Here is a 16,934-nt window from a genome sequence, read left to right as displayed (position 1 = left end):
TTGGTTTTTTAGTTAGTTTGTTTCTTTCTTAACCTACGACTAGGTTTTATAACATCCTGCGACTAGATCTATGATTCAGCAAGACTAGGGAGGGATTATGAGCGACTAGGTTATAAGTTTCATACTTAGTGGGGATATTTCTGTTTTCAAAAACAATAGAATCACCTGTATTTATGTTTCGTAAATGTGATCTGAAATATCTGGTTTTACTACAATTAATGATCAAAAAGATCACAAGCTGAGCGCTTAGCGGTTTGTTTAATTAATTTGATCTGAATGGTTTGTTTCTTTCGGGGTCAACGACTAGGAAATTCTTGCTTAACGACTAGATATTTTGAATAGGACGACCACCTAGTCGCTCTATGTTTTTTGCGAATATTTATTTGGTTTATACTTTCAAAATCATAGCTGATTAAAATACTGATAAATCAATGACTTAGAGGTGAAACTCAATTCCTGATCAGTAAAAATTTTCGAGTGGCTGTTGATCGCAATGTCAAGGTTGGATATGCTGCGCGTCACTGTGGCATTATTTCTACGGGAATGTGCTCGGAAAATAATCAAAATTAAAACGTTGTACTCCTCCGCTCAAATAAAAAAATTACTACTGGAGGGGTCTTAGATAGTGAGTTAACTATGCATAACCAGAAGCGCAGCAACAACCGAGGTAGAGTAGGTAAAAATACTCTTAGCCATGGTGGGGGCAAGGCGAATCGCACTAATGGCAAAAAGCCATCTTGCGAACAAAAGCCTAGAACACAATTTGATCTCCTTAAGCCCTTACATGAAGCGTTGCACGATTCTGATTTAACTCACACCCAGCGTTTAATTTTGATGACTCTGCATTACTGGATGGATGGCGAAGGTCGATGCTATCCTTCATACAAGACAATTGCGAAAAGAGCATCCCTCCACCGATCTACTGTTGTTCGTAACATGTTGATAATTATCGACAAAGGATGGTTGGCGTACGACAAGGGTGATTCAGCTACGGCTCGCCCAAATACCTATTTCTTAAATTTAGAATTCCTAAACCTAGACGATGGCAAGGCTGACAATAAGGTCAAAATTGTAGATCTAAAAAGCATTCTGACATTTGCTGATGCTAGAGCAGCTCTAGAATTAGATGGTAGCTTGTTCACATACACTATGGTTAAAGATGACCATAATGGTTATACAGTTGAATTTGAGCAACGCGGCTCAGTTTGCTACTTCAGAAGTCAGCATGAAATTGATTTATTGCATAAATTTGAATCAAAAGAGTCAGCTTTCTTGGTCATGCTAAGAGGTTCATTCGTTCAGGGTGAACGCAATAAGCGTACATATAACTCAGAAGACTGATCCGACTAGTTGTTTTTCATCTGCATCTTGGTGTACATGTTTGGCTCTAGGAAATAACATGTTCTAAACGAAAATGTCAGGAACGTGCTTTTAAGTTCCTCTAAATGTACATAAATCATGCAGAACTTACTTGATATACTAGAATCGAATGTTGGTCTAACACCAGAAAAGATAGCTTTGCGCTCGATGAGGGCGGGACAATGGGTTGAATGGTCTTGGAAAGGCGTCGACAATGACGTTAAAGCGTTAAGCCAGTACCTTATTGATATTGGTCATAAGAGCGGTAATTCGGTTGCTCTGATGTCATGTAATCTTCCTGAGTGGACGATTTCTGATTTTGCTGTGCTTGCTTTAAATGGTGTGGTTGTCCCTATTTACACAACAAGTACAAAAGAGCAGACGGAGTACATTCTTCGAGACTCAGATGCCCGAATTTTAATTGTCGGGCAGCATGAACAAGCAAAAGTGGCATTGGAGCTAAAAGCCGATGGTGTGGTTGATCATGTAATTGGTCTTGATTCAGTAAATCTCTCGTCACATTTGTCGACCAGTGAACTCTCAGAAATCGCTCTCTATGATTCTGTCGTAGAAAAGTATGCTAATTCGTACATCGACATGGCAGAAATGTACCGAAGAAGAGGGGCAACATGTAGAGATAGCTTAGCTACTCTTATCTATACCTCTGGTACTACAGGCGAGCCAAAAGGTGTAATGCTGAGTCATGGGAACTTTTTGAGTCAGTTTAAGAATCACGATCTCCATTTAGGGGCTAAGATAAAACTAGATTCCTTGGCACTGTTACCTTTAAGCCATGTGTTTGAGAGAGCGTGGACATTCTATGTTTTGTATCGTGGTGGTAGAAACACCTACTTAGATAATCCTAACTCTTTACAAAAGGCTCTTTCGTGGTTTAGTCCCACCGTTATGTGTGCAGTGCCAAGAGTTTACGAGAAGATGTACACGACTATCTGCAATAAGGTTATGGTTGCACCTAAACACAAGAGGCTATTGTTCAAATGGGCGTTGGACGTCGGCTCGTCATGGGCAAAGTCAAAACAGAGTACAGGTGTTGAGTCCAAGTGGTTATCTTTTAAACACAAACTGGCATCGTTTTTGGTCTTAAGTAAGATCAAGAAAAAGCTATTTCCAATGGCTGAAATGCTGCCATGTTCCGGCGCAAAACTATCAGATGAAGTAAATTTATTTTTTCAGTCGATAGGCTTGCCAATAGCATATGGCTACGGAATGACTGAAACGACAGCGACAATATCTTGCTACACGAGTTCTGAAATGGAACTGGGTACTGTAGGTTCAATTCTGAGTGGTGTTGAGGTTAAGCTTTCCAATGATGGTAACAATGAGATTCTTGTAAAAGGTGACACTGTCATGAAAGGTTACTTCAATAAACCAGAAGCTACAGATGAAGTCTTTACTGATGATGGTTGGTTTAAGACTGGGGATGCTGGAGCCCTAGTTGACGGCAAGGTTGTTTTGACTGAGCGCATCAAAGAGCTAATGAAAACATCTAATGGTAAGTACATTGCTCCTCAGCAAGTAGAGGGGGCTTTAATTCAAGAACCACTTTTTGAGCAGGTTGCTGTAGTCGCTGACTGTAAGAAGTTTGTTTCTGCGCTGATCGTTCCTGCGTATGATTCTTTAGAGCAGTGTGCTAGAGAATTGGGTATCAGATGGAAGTCCCGCACTGACCTTCTTGAGAGTGCGGAAATTCAAGCTCTCATTAGAACCAAGCTAAATGAAGTACAGAAGCACCTTGCGCATTTTGAGCAGGTCAAAGCTTTTAAGCTGCTTCCAAGAGAGTTCTGCATGTCTAGAGGTGAGTTAACACCGACAATGAAGTTGAGACGCAAAGTAATCGAAAGTACATACGCCGCTCAAATACAAGAAATGTATGGTGAGAAGTGCTTCAATTAAGGGAAGTTTGATGTTCAAGTCAGTAAATTTTTTTACAGGTTCTGTTTTGGCTGCAATTTTTGTGGTTGGCACTTCACTGGCTTGGTTTCCTTATGTCAATCAATACCTTTTTGAGGATAACAATAGGCTTGATGTATCAACAATTGAGTTTTCTGGACTGAATGGCAGTTACTATAGTCTTCTGCCATTCGATCGAAGCGGTAAATGGAAGCTTATTTCTGACTGCACCTTGCCAAAGGGTTCACGAATGTCTTTGTTGATCAATGACGTGGTTGCTTCTGGTAAGCCTAGTTCGTTTAGTTATTACTTTGTTGAGTTAGGGAAAGATGAGAGAGGTGTGTCCTCAGGTTGCCCCGCAGACGCTTTCTATGTACATGGCAAAAGGGATTCTATCAAAGCTAGCATTTCGGCAGAGTATAGGCGCGAAAGAATTCTTACTGCACTAGAAAGCAACTCAATCAGGTATCAGAAAGACACTAGTAATTCTAATGAGCCTTAAGAAAACGAAGTGCAGACACTTCAGGCCAAATCGCAATTAACTGGCTTAAAACATCCGCCAGCATCAAAGGTAAATTTATGTCGAATTCTTCCTCGCCAATACCAATGACAATTGGTGAACTATCAGAGTTTGCTTTGGCTACAGGTCTTCCTGTTGATCAGGCAAAGATGTCTGAAATGTCCATGGATGTTGAGTTACAGGTAACATTTGAGTACTCGTCATTTTCTGGTAGCGACTTAATGCAGATTTGTCAGTTGCATGGGGTTCCATTTCTAGATGTGGAAAATGATCCAGAAACAGGCAAAAACCCTTATGAAGACGAATTAGAAACAGAAGTATCTTTTGTAAGTGGCAATAAAGGAGTTCTGGATGATACCAATATTTTGTGGCATTATCGCTATTTGATGTACTTTACTGAATATCCTGAAGAAGGGGTTATTCCTTTAGGCGAGTGCCAAGGTAAATCTACAGGTTGTGATGCGACGTTTCTGCAAGCTTTAGAGGCGTCTATGTTGAACGATGGTGTCTTTTGTATTCTATCAGATAGCAACAAGGCTAAAGATCTCTTCGACAGATTAAGCTTTTATGGAAAGTACTGTTGGAGATCTCCTGCAATTTTTTCAGGTGTTTTGTTTAACGGTGCCCACACAAAGCAACGCGTAAAAAATGAGATTAAAAAGTTGGTATCTCATAAAGATGACACCATATATCTCAATGTCTACGAAACCCTATCAATTCCTCAAGAAGATCGTTCAAAAGATTCTCTTTATGAATTCATAGGCTTCTTCGAGCTGTTTAAGTCCATCCTCCAAGAGGAAGTGTACTTCAGCATGTTGTTCCACGCTGACAAAACAAGCGATTCACCCCGTATGTCATTGGCATTTTGTGACAATGCCAAATCCTCGGCTAGTCAAAGAGAGGATATGCATACTAGGTTGGAAGATTACATTAATTCTAGCCCGTTAGTTCTTAACTGGACAAAAGTGATTAACGACCGCCTATTAAGATATTGTGGTCGCCATGGCTCTACCATTTTGGAGCATACTGTTGCGATGAGTGATTCTGAGTATTACAGGGAAGCAAAAAGACAGTATCCAATCGATGTAGACTGACGCGCTAATTCACAGAAAAATAGGATCATATGAACGTACAAGTTGTGCTTAAAGCGTTTCAGAGTGCAGAGGAATATACGCCTAAGAAATACATGAAAAAAGGTTTTTACAGAAGTGTTTATCGTCTGTATGACACATCATGTGATATCAAGGTTTATGATGCTGACATAAAAGAAGTAATCGAAGGTCAGCCCTTATTTGTAATAACAACCCATGAACGCAAGGATTTTGAAGTTGTAGGTGTACATTCTAACAATGAAGTGAAGTCCAAGTCTTTTCGTCATGTGGGACACTACCTTTACGAAGGTGAAGCAAGAACAGCCGTTCTGAATAATGCATGTGACATACATGAAATGTGCTACGACATAGTTACCATTGATGAGTACAAAGACGGCAGCCACATTGCGCGTTCATGGTACGAATGGGAAGGTGATAGAGAAGATGGGTCGTATATGCCCCTTCCAGACTCGAAGAAAGAAGAGGTTGAAAGAGAGTTCGGTTCCAGTGGTTTATTTTGCGAATCTGTAGACGCTCTAGATTATGACCCAGTCTCTATTCGCGAGGAGGTTCTTTCACTAGGTTTATATCCGCGACAAATCTCAGGGCGCGTATTAGACCTTGATGGCAACCCGTCTTCAGAAGAGATGTCTGATTTAGACAAGAGACTTTCTTGCGTAACTCTTGGCTAACTGCCTTTGAAGTAGGGAGATTGTTTTAAATCTCCCTTTTTACTATCCAATGGGATGTGTACGGACACTAAAAGTGTCCTTTACTAAAATTTTGAATATGGCTATCGATAGTTTTTTTAACGTCTTAGACGTAACTCTATTTCACTTTGTTAGTGCCTTCCTTACAGCATCTGTCTGTCTAATAGTTGCAAAGGCAGTTATTTGGGCTTTGAGAGGTACGAGTGATTACTTTCATTGGTTGGCAAATCGTAAGGATGTCGTGTAATGAAGTTTCCACTTATAGGAAAGAAGCTAAATGTAGGAAAAGCAGAGGCTCAGCTAGGCGAGTTCAATCAGCTTGGTGAGTACCAGATTAAGTCGTACTTCAAATGTGTTGCTGTGGATCGCGCTTCAATTGATGTCGGAAGCCGTAGCTTGGATATTGATTTATGTGACAATGAAGTTGTTTTCCAAGAGTTTTATCGTTGTTCGATTCCTCGGATTAGAACTCAACTTGATGTTGGGGAAAGTGTAAGCCTTGGAGTCTACTTTGTTCGAGTGTTTAGATCTCCTCAAAGAAAAAACAAAGGGTACTGTAGTGCCGCTAAAGATAGTCTCATTTTTTACGATGTAGAATCTTCTTGTTGTGCGGCTGCGTACAATTCGGAGGAAGAGGCTGTTGCTGCCATTAACTCCTATCCAGAAACATTCGATGTGGGATTTAATCAGGAACTTGTGAAGGAAGACCAGTGTTACATTTCAATTGATTTAGTGTGTGGAGCACAAACTGAAAGGATTCATTGGTATAAATTGGCGAACGGAGTTTTTGAACCCACTACAGTCGTTCCTGAGCTCAAAAATGAGGGTCTGTTTCATCAACCAAAGCCTGACGATTGTGACGGGTATCTAATTGAGACATTCAAGTTTGGTTCCTTAGATAACTCTACTCGACAATGGTTCGATATGAATGATGAACCAATAGAGTGTCCATTTGATGATGATGAAGACGTGTATTCGTATAGTGTGTAGTGTTTTCTAGTGTGTGTATTTGCAATATGCGCACACTATTTTTATTAATGTGTGGTTTATAATCGTGTGTCTAGAAAAGATTAATTCTCTGTTTACCAAGTATAATCAAGCGTCTTGCATCCTAAGATCCATAGAGCATCGCAATGCTGAAGTTGCCATGAGCCGGAGGTCTGAACTTCTAAGTTTGCATCAGAAGTGTGTTGATAAAACTGTCTGGTGGGCTCACTTTGCTCCTTCATTCTACATTAATGCGCTGAAGCTCAAGATTAACAATCTACAAGCCAAGATTGAAGAAGAAGGGTATGAATCTCTCTATAACGAAATACAAGAGGCTGTCTCTGTACGCAGGATGGTTGCTATGAAGATTCGTGATAAAGACAGCCTGATTGCCTTGTATGGCCTGTTAAAGGATACTTATGGAAAGGAAGGCTTTCGCGACTCATGGGATGAAGATGAGAAGCAACAAGGGCACTACAGATTTTTAGATTTCTTTGACTTGTTTAACGCGGTTTTTAAGCTTGCCAACCATGAGCATTCTTACATGGATGTGGAAGAGGCGATAAAAGCACACAGGGCGGGTTAAACCTACACGAGTAAAACCACAGTCACAATTGTACCATGACTGTGGTGAGTGTGAATGCTAAGGCGTGTTTCTCGTTCTTTATTCTTTCTTACTTAAGTGTGATAGAACCGCTTCAATACACCTGCTCGAAAGTAAAGTAGAAAGTAACCCTGCACACAAGCATGTCTTAACTATCTCAATGGAAGATGTTGCGTATACTGTCTTTGATAGAGCCATGGTAAGTACAAGGCAAATCAAACCATATAGCGGAAGTTGAATGGTGTTGCGCTCAGAACCTTCTTTAAAAAACCTGATTGCACTGACTCCTGTCTTGATGAACATTAGGGCGATAATTCCTGCACTAAAGTCGATCATTGGGGTGGATAACATCATTGTGTAAAAGAAGGCTTCTCTCATTCCATCTTCATTTTCTGTAGAAATCTCACCATTCACATACTTTGATAGCTCCGTCTTAAGTTCCTTCATTCTCTCTGTATTGCCATCAAAATCCTCAATCTTTGCGTCTATGACGTGAGTTGCAATCTTTTCTGCGTCAGAGATGATGCTGGATTCCCTAAGGCTAGTAGTGAAGTTCTGGTCTAGCATTTCTCGAAATGGGTAAATACTGTCATCGATGGTGTGCGCAATGAAGATTTTTGTATGATCTTTGGCTTCAAACAGAATTGAGACCTTGGCGTTATCACTCTGCGTGCCAAGGAAGGACATGATATCTACAGGTGATTTTTGGCTTATTGCACCCATTTTGTGTTGCAGTTCATCTTGAATCTGGTGATTGGATTTTGCTATGACTATCGCGATTGAAGCTAAGACGAAGAATAGCGTTAAAACGAGAGTTGCCAGAGTTTTTCTAAACAATTAGTTTTCTCCATTAATTCATGATTATGAGTGATTTATCGTTACGTTGTCACTTTTGATGCTGGTGGTTGTTTCTAAAGTGTGTGGTAAAGATGCTGTAATGTGAGTTGTTCTAATGTGTTGCCGCACACAGAAGTTAGTGTGAAATCTGAACATACAAACTGTGGTGTGCGTAAAGAGTTAGTTCCTGAAATTGCTTTATGTGCTGATTTGTATTTTAACACGTAATAGGGAGGGTGTGTTGTGTGTGTTTGTGGGTATTGTGTATAAAAAACAACACTTTATGCTTGGGTGTGTAGGTGTGGTAGGCAGGGTCGTGTACACGACCCTGTGAGTGTTATTGAACTTTAACTCGTGAAGGTGTGGTGCCGTCGCCACCAATAGCTGTAGGCATTATCCACTGAACGCGTGTTAATGATCGGTCTTTGCCGTACCTTTGTTTCCTGAAGTGACCGCGTCTAATGTGAGGTGAGACTTTCCACCCACCAGATGTGCGACTGTAAACTCCCTCAAGATTGTATGTTTTACCAATTCTAACAAAGTCATATGTCTCAAGAATCTGCCTTTCCATCTTTCTGAGTTTCTTGGGATTCTTGATTTGCTTGGTTTTGATCGCTAGTTCAGTGCCTTCTTTGAACACCTTTCTTTCGTTTTCGGTACTATTCATGTAAAGCAATGAATTGAAGACCAACCCGAGAGGTTCATTCATCTCAGTGAAGTTAAAATCTTCTTCGGAAGTCATGCCTCCAGTATGTCCTGTTACGATGTCACCAATGCTGATGTCGTCATCTGCATTGGCGTTGAACATAAAGCTGAATGTAGTTCTGTAACAGCCATCGTCAATGGTCTTAATACCCTCAGGATAAGCAATGAGTAAAATGCTGAGGCATACTAGCTCTTCGCTGTCATCTAGGTTCCCAGAGTCCGATAGACGCTTAAGAGATGGTTCAGTGCGCATGTATTCCATGTATGCGTCACCTAGATCCTTTGGGTGTGCGCTTGTTTCGTAAACATAAGCACCACAAATCTTCTGGTCGTCTAGTGTTGGCAGTTGGGGAGCATTTCTGAAATCAAGGTACATGCTCTTGTATGGGCTTCTTAATAAGCGAACAGGGATCTTGTCTATTCCACTAAGAGATGTTTGGTTTAATAAACCTATCAAGCCATCTGTGTATTCAACTATTGGGTCATTATGGAAATGGTGGTAATGCTCAATGTAATTCGCAACCAAGACGTTATGAGGATCTACGCCGTGCGAATTAAGCATGTCGTTTATGTAAGGGAATCTGTTGAGAGTTATGGTTGTGTACGCGTCAACATCAAAAAAGGAGCCTTTGAAAAACATATAGCTCATATTTAATAATGTTGATAGGTCACCACGTTTAGAGCCACCAATATGTTCAGGTGATAGATATGAGGGTACTAACAGTTTTTCTGCTTCTAATCGTTTCGGGTGAGGCAAATTTTGGAAACCCTTTTCATGCTCATCAGAAAGAAGGTTGTTGATTGAGTTTTGAATAGCCTTCCAATAGTGGGCACCATCGGGCTTGGTTTCGCTAAAATTAGAAAGGTCAATGCTTTTAGGGTTGCTCATTTATGTGCGTCTCGAATCTTACAAACGCACATTAGTCTGCCATGATTGTTTTGCCTGTCAATAATTACAGTGTTTTGGTGTTGCGAGAATCAGCTAATGAACAATTTTTTTGACTGGATACTTTTTCTCAATTTCATCTTTCAACAACATGGCATGAATACGCTCTTCTTCTGACAACTGCGAATCAAGCTCTGCGAGCCTATCAAAAAGCTTAGAGTGAGCTCTCACGACCCCGTTTAGACCAACATATAACCATGCGTAAGCTTTGTCTTTTAAGCCTTGTTCATCATAAATTGCTGAAAGCGTAATATGAGCTATTGCTAGCCCGTCTGAGGCAACGTTCTTGGCAAGTTCAGTTGCTTCTTCAATTTTGCCGTCTTCCAGAAGAAATCCCGCCTTCATGATCTTTGCGTGTGGGATGTCAAAGTCTGCGAATGTATCTATTGTTGATCTCGCTTCACCTAATCTGTTTTGTAGTTTTAACTCCTGTATAAGAAGAGCAAAAGATGTTGAAACTAAAAACTGTTTAGACGTAAACATGTTTTTTGCGAGATCTTCGTTAGTCATATGTTCCGATGCATCTGCAAACTTATTACAAAGCAGCCTAAACTCATCAAGGTCACTTTCTTCTAATTGACTAAACTGCCTTCCTCTTAGGTCGAAGTTTGCAAGGTTGTCAAAATAATATGGGTCAATTGAGGCAAGACTTTTGGAAATTTGCAAAAATTTTTCTTTATGACGTTCTGCCGATAAAACTTTACACAACGATAAAGCTTTATAGTCACCCTTAAAAAGCGAATCTGAAAACTCAGTGTTATGCGTGCTGTCAAAAGGAGAAGGGGTTGGAGATGCTTGCGCTAATGGTGATAGCATTACAACTCCGAGTAGAAGTTTTTTCATTCTTAATGCTCTATATGAGTTAAATATTATTAAAGTTACATAATATTGGAACCGATGGATAGGTTGGAAAGATGGTTAATTTTTGAGTAGGGAAAATTGTGGTACAATCGAAAAACAAACATAAACACAAGACCAGTTAACTGTGAGTTTCCGAATTACAAAGAATAGAATGGGGCTATTAAAATTACTAGAAGCCTCATCTAGCGGTAAATCCGTTAAATGGTTGGCTAGAAAATTAAACAGACCAGAGACGAATGTTCACCGAACACTTTTAGATCTCGAAGAGCATGGTGAAGTCTTTGGTGTGTACGTCATGGAAGAGCTATCTCTATCGAGCCCTAAACATGTAGCGTTTTCAAAATGCGTCGTAAAAAGGATTTACTTTCACAAGAAAGATGTTCGTTCGATAATACAGGCATGTCAGAAGTTTATTGAGCAAACTTCTCACAAAAGGTTAAGTCGTCACATGATGGTTGCAAGAACAAATTGCGAAAGGTTGATAGAGAAGGTTTCTTAGAGTGCCTACTATAAGAGCTTCTTTTCGAATCACCATCTCAACCTTCAGTGGGAGTAATGTTCTTTGTGAAAAAACAAAAAACCACGCACTGCGTGGTTTTTAACGGATTCTCAGAAAGTTGCTGTTCCACTAACAAGTCACCGACATAAAGCTTCTAAGGCTCCCGCGTAAGCGGTTGATATTGCCTCCACCGTTCCGTTGAGAACTATGTCACTAGCTTGGATTTCTATCCTCGTTATGAAAAGCTAGTAATTCACAACAAGTTAATGGAAGGGGTAGCAAGATTCGAACTTGCGGATGGTGGCATCAAAAGCCACTGCCTTACCACTTGGCGATACCCCTATGGCGGTGAGAGAGAGATTCGAACTCTCGATACGTTGCCATATACAAACCTTCCAAATTTGCTCCTTCAGCCACTCGGACATCTCACCTTTTAAAAATCAAATGGTGGAGTTAATCGGGGTCGAACCGATGACCTCTTCGCTGCCAGCGAAGCGCTCTCCCAACTGAGCTATAACCCCATTCATCTTATGTATGGCGGCGAGTTAGAGATTCGAACTCTAGAGGCGCTATTAACACCTGACGGTTTTCAAGACCGCTGCCTTCAGCCACTCAGCCAACTCGCCTAAATATGGCACAGGTGGAGGGATTTGAACCCCCAACCGTCGGATTTGGAATCCGCCGCTCTACCAATTGGAGCTACACCTATACATTTATGGTCGGTGAAGAGGGATTTGAACCCCCGACCATCTAGTCCCAAACTAGACGCGCTACCAAGCTGCGCTATTCACCGAGAATGGTGCGGATAGAGAGACTTGAACTCTCACGCTCTTACGAGCACAACGACCTCAACGTTGCCTGTCTACCAATTCCAGCATATCCGCACTTTGTATCAATTCAAGATTGATACTTGTTGTAATGGCGGCGAGTTAGAGATTCGAACTCTAGAGGCGCTATTAACACCTGACGGTTTTCAAGACCGCTGCCTTCAGCCACTCAGCCAACTCGCCTAAATATGGAAGGGGTAGCAAGATTCGAACTTGCGGATGGTGACATCAAAAGCCACTGCCTTACCGCTTGGCGATACCCCTATGGTGGTGAAGGCAAGATTCGAACTTGCGAAGGCAGAGCCGTCAGATTTACAGTCTGATCCCTTTGGCCGCTCGGGAACTTCACCACATTTTTTCAAGAAGAAGCTCATTGCCTCGTTCTGTTAACACTATAAGATGAGTTTTTATTGCTCGTCAACCCTAAAATCAAAAAAAATAAAAAAATAATTCTTTTAAAAACAGTGGCTTATGTTTGTTTTGGGTGTAAGGGTTCCTGCCAAATAAATGGCATAAAAAAACCTATTCCCTGAGGAAAGGTTCGAGTTAGCTACTTTGGATTTTTATCACTTGGCTGGCTCTTCTTTCCTCATTCATCTGAGGAAAGTTGCTCAGATGACTAGTTTAGTTGCGGGTACGACGAATAAGCAGACGCCGATTGCCACGGAGCTGCTTGTTGAAGTTGTTGGTGTAGAGAGATACTAATCATCTTTTTCTGAAAATTGATTTTTATTAATTACCTTTAAAATATAGCGATATTTCAATAAAATCACAACCGCCCCGAATTTGTAGCATTAAGGCTTGGTTGGTATGAGAATAGATTCCCAAAAACTTCAAAAATTTTTAGAAAAAAATCCCACAGAACAAAATAGAATGGCTCTTGCAAAATTAAATGGAAACGAACCGAGTTGTAGTCTAGTCAAAAGCACTAACCCTAACCCGTCTAAAGGTAAGTCGGTAGCAAAGAAACATTCTTTAAGTAATGAAGGAACAGATGATTTACCTGCTTGGCTTCAGGAGATAGTTTATAAAAATTCAGATGTTTTATACTGCGTAGCGACAAAATCGAAAGCCAAATGCCCACATGTAGCAGCGTTCGTTGGTCTTGCAAAAAACCCAAGCATATACAAAGGGAAGCAAGAACATTTTCTGCAAGTTGCATTGTTTTTAAAGGCTAAAATAGAACTTCCGGAAATGTATGATCTAATGTTTGCTGTTCCAAATGGCGGACTAAGGTCTAATGGAGTGGCAGGCCAAATGAAAGCAGAAGGACAGAAGGGCGGTTATCCAGATATAGGGGTAGAATCTGGTCGAGGAGGTTTCTTTGGTTATCGGCTTGAAGTAAAAACTGAAGTTGGTGTGATTCGTGATGGACAGGTTGAGTGGTCAGTGCGGTTGAATACTCAGAATTACAAAACAGAAGTAGGTTATGGATTTTACGAGTGCTGGGGAAAATTGAAAAAATACTGGGATTTGGCACCTACTGTGGTTTTAAAAAACGAATAAGCAGTGTATTATGAACATCTATCTGGTTTGCCTAAGTCTGCAATAAAGATGGACATAACAACACAAGATAAAGACCTCCCATGTGGAGGTCTTTTTCGTTGCCAATAATGCTACATTTATTGTGAATTCTATTTCTAAAATTAGCTCTTAATGTGATCCACTTAAAGGTTTATTACTTCATTAATGGATTTATTGAAGAAATTTTAAATAAGTTATTGCAACAAGATGCATTAAGTTCTTATTCTTTAATTAAGCAGAGTGTCGAACCTGCTAAGAACCTTTGTACTTTGTTTTGTTTTGTACTTAAACACCCCTTTCACAGGGGTGTTTTGCGTTATTGCTTACTACCGAATGCACTTAAGGTTGGGTTCAACCTTTAAACAAGCCTGTCTGATCTTCTTTAATTCCATTTGAACTTGTTCCATATCTCCACTTGAGAGAGCTACACCTGCACTGTAGTAGATCTGCCCAAGGGAGGCGTATGCTTTAGGTTCTTTGTCTTTGGTTATTGCAGGACTACTTGATTTCGTTTCTAGCATCATCCATAGCTTGTTTATAGTGCCTACGACAAACGCTGACGTATTGCTCCTCGCCACCAATAGAGATTTGATCTCCATCTGTAACAACATTTCCTTGCGAGTCTTTCCTTAGGACAAAGGTCGCTTTTTTGCCGCAGAAACAAATACCGCGAAGTTCTCTGATCTCATCAGCCCATGAAAGAAGATATTTGCTTCCCTCAAATGGTTCACCTTGGAAGTCAGTTCTAAGTCCAAAAGTTAAAACAGGGATTTCGAGTTTATCAACTACGTCGCTAAGCTGCCAAACTTGTTCTTTGGTTAAAAATTGTGCTTCATCTACAAAAATGCACTTGATAGATTTTTGTTCGGCTTTTACGACATTGAAAATGTTTGTTTCTGGCGAGTATAAATTTGCAGGTGCGCTGATTCCGATCCTTGAGTTCACAGTGCCAGAACCCATGCGAGTATCACCATGGAAGTTGAAGATCATGACGTCCATACCGCGCTCTTCGTAGTTGAAAGCGTTTTGAAGTAGTGTGGTTGACTTTCCACTATTCATTGATGAGCAAGTAAAGTACAACTTTGCCATTTATTTGAACCTATCTTGAGTTTGTTTGAGTTTTTTGAACAAAGGTTTTTTGTTCTTTGTTCTCGTTAACTTGTCTAAAATTGTAGCTGTTTTGTTGGATGCCTTTATTTTGCCAGAAGCAATTGCCTGAGTCGCACTAATTACACGTTGTAGCTGTTTGTTTTCGGGGGTTTCGTAAAGAGGCTGAAGCTCTTCGGATAGTAATACCACAAAATGTAGATTTTTTGCTCCAATACCGTCTTGATTCGAAATCAAGTTCGCCGATTCAAGAATGTAGAAGGTGGTTAACCCCATCTCTTCATCAATTGATGAAATGAAGTGATAGATTTCTGAGTCTAGTCTACATCTTCTTAGTGTACATATGGACAATTCGTAGTGTGAGGTTTCCACTGAAAAATCAAATTCATCTGAATTGACAACTTTAGTGTTAGTACATTCAACATCTTTACTTACGATAGGGTGGCGAAAAATTAGGTATCTAGTAGCTATTATATCGGAAGCAATAAATGACACATCACTATCTGCGGCACCACCAGCAATGCTTGTAATTGCTGGAGATATAGTAGGGTAGTCTTCTATTAGCTTGCTTGCTGCAACTATAGGGGAGACAGATAAATCAAAAATAAACTCTAAGTACTTGTGCATGAGTTTGAGTTCGCAATTCCCCATAAAATCAAGAACAAATGCAGTTGGAACCATGTTTTGATAAGAAAGCATCATTTCTGATAATGAGGATGCTTTCTGAGAAGGAGCAATTACCTTATTTTGAATGAATTCTTTAGATTTGATGCAGAAGTATTCAAAATACTCTTTGTGTCTTTCTCCGTAAATCTCTGTCATTTTCGAAGGGTTAAGAAAGGATAAATGATTCATACTAGGTCTCTTCGGTTGATTTTCTGAGGAAAACTTAGGAATTTTTGCTGAAGCATACAAGTAGCAGTATGATGTGTTTTCAAAAACACTTGACATGAAGTGTGTAAGTGGCAGAATACAAAGGTCTATCGCTGTGGTGGCGGTTTATGATTAAGGGTTAGGTTTTATGGTGTTTCACAAACAGGCTTGGTTCAAGAAGACTGATGTGTTGGTTTTGTTGATGCTGGTCGTTTTTAAATGCTCAATTTTGAGTTTTACAGTTGTGTCTGGTAATAGTATGTATCCGGCACTTAGCAAGAATCAGTGGGTTGTTGTTAATCAGCTGGCCTATTCAGTAAGGGTTCCCTTTACTCAAAGCCATTTGACTGATATATCCACCCCAGAAAGGGGTGATGTGGTTGTCTTTAGAAATGAGTCAGGTGTAGCATCAGGGCGCATGACAAAAAGGGTTGTTGGTCTTCCGGGTGACTCTGTGGAGTTTGATGGCCGTGTGCTTAAAGTTAACGGCACTGTTGTAACAGAGTTGTCGACATCGGGTCAGCTTTTAGAGAGCCTAGGAGGGGAATCTTATGCCATCTCTCTAGGTCAAGCTTCAAGGGTGTATTTACCTTGGCAAACAGGCAAATGGTTGGTCAAAGAAGATGAGCTTTTTGTTCTTGGAGACAATCGTTTAGATAGTATCGATTCAAGGTACGATCCAATCGGAAACATAAAATTAGATCAGCTAATTGGTGAGCTGATTCTATAAACAATGTAGTGGTACATATAAGTAATGACATTTTTTGGAAAGCTAAAGCACTCTCTTATCGATTATTTTGCACCAAGCGAAGGCTTGAAGAAGCAAAAGGCGATCAATAAAGAGGGGGCAAAACTAGTCAAGTTAATGGACACATCAAAGCCTTGGTTTGGTCATGGTTTTGTCGTTACTTTGTGTATTGTGTTACTAGTCAAATCAATGCTTGTTACATGGGTTCGCATTCCAAGCGGCAGTATGTCGACGTCTCTTGTAATTGGAGATTGGGTTCTTATGAACAATTCGGCATACTCTTTACGCATCCCATTCACGAAAGAGCACTTAACATCAATCTCGTCGCCAAATAGGGGTGACGTTGTCACTTATAAGTCATATTTAGCTGGGCGTAATCGAACTTTAATTAAGCGCGTTATTGGTATATCGGGTGACACTGTCACTTTGGTGGGAACCAAGTTATACGTTAATGGTAACCTCATTCGAAAAGGTATGGTTGACACTCTTAGCGGTTATGTTGTTTTTAAAGAAGAACTTGAAGGTAAGTCCTATTTTGTTCAATACAAGAAAGGTCAAGTAACTGAATCAGCGGGTTGGCGTGAAGGCTCATGGACGGTTCCGGAAGGGCATGTATTTTTAATGGGCGATAACCGCGACAATTCATACGACTCAAGATTCTCTGAGATAGGTTACGTGCCACTTAAGAATCTAATGGGTAAAGCCATTACAGTTATTGGTCAGCTTAACCCTTCAAAAATGACATTGGAGCGAGTTGGTTGCAGCGTTTATGAAACTTCAGGTCGAGTGCCTATGGACACTAAATGTATTTAGTGTGCTTTGATT

At 40.4% G+C, this 16,934-nt stretch carries 15 protein-coding genes and 10 tRNA genes; 10 read left to right on the top strand and 15 right to left on the bottom strand.

The features are described 5' to 3' along the window. Positions 1-636 precede the first annotated feature (636 nt). The 7 genes from KJB35_RS04855 to KJB35_RS04825 all read left to right on the top strand — a co-directional run bounded on the left by KJB35_RS04855 (position 637) and on the right by KJB35_RS04825 (position 7,164). On the top strand, positions 637-1,341 hold the full coding sequence (locus KJB35_RS04855) for a helix-turn-helix domain-containing protein (protein ID WP_285469377.1): 705 nt from the start codon (positions 637-639) through the stop codon (positions 1,339-1,341). A 117-nt stretch (positions 1,342-1,458) separates the two neighbouring features. Next, positions 1,459-3,273: a long-chain fatty acid--CoA ligase gene (locus tag KJB35_RS04850; RefSeq protein ID WP_285469376.1), complete on the top strand. Its 1,815-nt coding sequence runs from the start codon at positions 1,459-1,461 to the stop codon at positions 3,271-3,273. Positions 3,274-3,283: 10 nt separating this feature from the next. Further along, positions 3,284-3,772 carry a hypothetical protein gene (locus tag KJB35_RS04845; RefSeq protein WP_285469375.1) on the top strand — a complete coding sequence of 163 codons (489 nt, stop codon included), beginning with the start codon at positions 3,284-3,286 and terminating at the stop codon, positions 3,770-3,772. Between the two features lie 77 nt (positions 3,773-3,849). Further along, positions 3,850-4,884 (top strand): hypothetical protein, encoded by a 1,035-nt coding sequence (locus KJB35_RS04840; RefSeq protein WP_285469374.1) that lies wholly within the window; start codon positions 3,850-3,852, stop codon positions 4,882-4,884. A gap of 29 nt (positions 4,885-4,913) precedes the next feature. Next, positions 4,914-5,573 (top strand): hypothetical protein, encoded by a 660-nt coding sequence (locus tag KJB35_RS04835; protein ID WP_285469373.1) that lies wholly within the window; start codon positions 4,914-4,916, stop codon positions 5,571-5,573. Positions 5,574-5,837: 264 nt separating this feature from the next. Further along, positions 5,838-6,581 (top strand): hypothetical protein, encoded by a 744-nt coding sequence (locus tag KJB35_RS04830; RefSeq protein ID WP_285469372.1) that lies wholly within the window; start codon positions 5,838-5,840, stop codon positions 6,579-6,581. A 157-nt stretch (positions 6,582-6,738) separates the two neighbouring features. Beyond that, entirely contained in the window at positions 6,739-7,164 is a 426-nt protein-coding gene (locus tag KJB35_RS04825; RefSeq protein WP_285469371.1) for a hypothetical protein, read from the top strand. Between the two features lie 78 nt (positions 7,165-7,242). On the opposite strand, the gene KJB35_RS04820 is transcribed toward KJB35_RS04825, so the two are convergent. The 13 genes from KJB35_RS04820 to KJB35_RS04760 all read right to left on the bottom strand — a co-directional run bounded on the left by KJB35_RS04820 (position 7,243) and on the right by KJB35_RS04760 (position 12,207). Beyond that, positions 7,243-8,019, bottom strand: coding sequence for a hypothetical protein (locus KJB35_RS04820; RefSeq protein ID WP_285469370.1), 777 nt, complete (start codon positions 8,017-8,019; stop codon positions 7,243-7,245). A gap of 337 nt (positions 8,020-8,356) precedes the next feature. Further along, positions 8,357-9,613 (bottom strand): hypothetical protein, encoded by a 1,257-nt coding sequence (locus tag KJB35_RS04815; RefSeq protein WP_285469369.1) that lies wholly within the window; start codon positions 9,611-9,613, stop codon positions 8,357-8,359. A 93-nt stretch (positions 9,614-9,706) separates the two neighbouring features. Next, on the bottom strand, positions 9,707-10,513 hold the full coding sequence (locus tag KJB35_RS04810) for a hypothetical protein (RefSeq protein ID WP_285469368.1): 807 nt from the start codon (positions 10,511-10,513) through the stop codon (positions 9,707-9,709). Between the two features lie 784 nt (positions 10,514-11,297). Next, a tRNA-Gln gene (locus tag KJB35_RS04805) sits at positions 11,298-11,372 on the bottom strand. A 1-nt stretch (position 11,373) separates the two neighbouring features. Further along, positions 11,374-11,461: transfer RNA gene (locus KJB35_RS04800), tRNA-Ser, on the bottom strand. 14 nt (positions 11,462-11,475) lie between these two features. Beyond that, a tRNA-Ala gene (locus KJB35_RS04795) sits at positions 11,476-11,551 on the bottom strand. Between the two features lie 14 nt (positions 11,552-11,565). Beyond that, a tRNA-Ser gene (locus tag KJB35_RS04790) sits at positions 11,566-11,656 on the bottom strand. Positions 11,657-11,662: 6 nt separating this feature from the next. Next, positions 11,663-11,739 (bottom strand) — tRNA-Trp (locus KJB35_RS04785). Positions 11,740-11,746: 7 nt separating this feature from the next. Beyond that, positions 11,747-11,823, bottom strand: a tRNA-Pro gene (locus KJB35_RS04780). 4 nt (positions 11,824-11,827) lie between these two features. Next, positions 11,828-11,914, bottom strand: a tRNA-Leu gene (locus KJB35_RS04775). A gap of 35 nt (positions 11,915-11,949) precedes the next feature. Further along, positions 11,950-12,040 (bottom strand) — tRNA-Ser (locus tag KJB35_RS04770). Between the two features lie 6 nt (positions 12,041-12,046). Continuing rightward, positions 12,047-12,121 (bottom strand) — tRNA-Gln (locus KJB35_RS04765). A gap of 1 nt (position 12,122) precedes the next feature. Beyond that, positions 12,123-12,207: transfer RNA gene (locus tag KJB35_RS04760), tRNA-Tyr, on the bottom strand. Positions 12,208-12,667: 460 nt separating this feature from the next. On the opposite strand from KJB35_RS04760, the gene KJB35_RS04755 reads away from it, so the two are divergent. Then, on the top strand, positions 12,668-13,363 hold the full coding sequence (locus KJB35_RS04755; protein ID WP_285469367.1) for a hypothetical protein: 696 nt from the start codon (positions 12,668-12,670) through the stop codon (positions 13,361-13,363). A 516-nt stretch (positions 13,364-13,879) separates the two neighbouring features. On the opposite strand, the gene KJB35_RS04750 is transcribed toward KJB35_RS04755, so the two are convergent. After that, a complete protein-coding gene (locus KJB35_RS04750; RefSeq protein ID WP_285469366.1) occupies positions 13,880-14,470 on the bottom strand; it encodes a thymidine kinase in 591 nt (196 codons plus the stop codon). After that, positions 14,471-15,343: a hypothetical protein gene (locus tag KJB35_RS04745; protein WP_285469365.1), complete on the bottom strand. Its 873-nt coding sequence runs from the start codon at positions 15,341-15,343 to the stop codon at positions 14,471-14,473. It abuts the gene before it with no gap. Between the two features lie 166 nt (positions 15,344-15,509). Between KJB35_RS04745 and lepB (KJB35_RS04740) the strand changes: the two genes are divergently transcribed. Both lepB (KJB35_RS04740) and lepB (KJB35_RS04735) read left to right on the top strand, forming a co-directional pair. Continuing rightward, complete coding sequence (gene lepB, locus KJB35_RS04740; RefSeq protein ID WP_285469364.1) at positions 15,510-16,091, top strand: signal peptidase I; 582 nt, start codon at positions 15,510-15,512, stop codon at positions 16,089-16,091. Between the two features lie 24 nt (positions 16,092-16,115). Beyond that, positions 16,116-16,922: a signal peptidase I gene (lepB, locus tag KJB35_RS04735; RefSeq protein ID WP_285469363.1), complete on the top strand. Its 807-nt coding sequence runs from the start codon at positions 16,116-16,118 to the stop codon at positions 16,920-16,922. The last annotated feature ends 12 nt before the right edge of the window (positions 16,923-16,934 follow it).

Origin of the sequence: Vibrio sp. D431a (genome assembly GCF_030248655.1) — a bacterium.
GTDB classification, from domain to species: Bacteria; Pseudomonadota; Gammaproteobacteria; order Enterobacterales; family Vibrionaceae; genus Vibrio; species Vibrio alginolyticus.
This window is presented reverse-complemented; position numbering and strand designations above follow the sequence as displayed.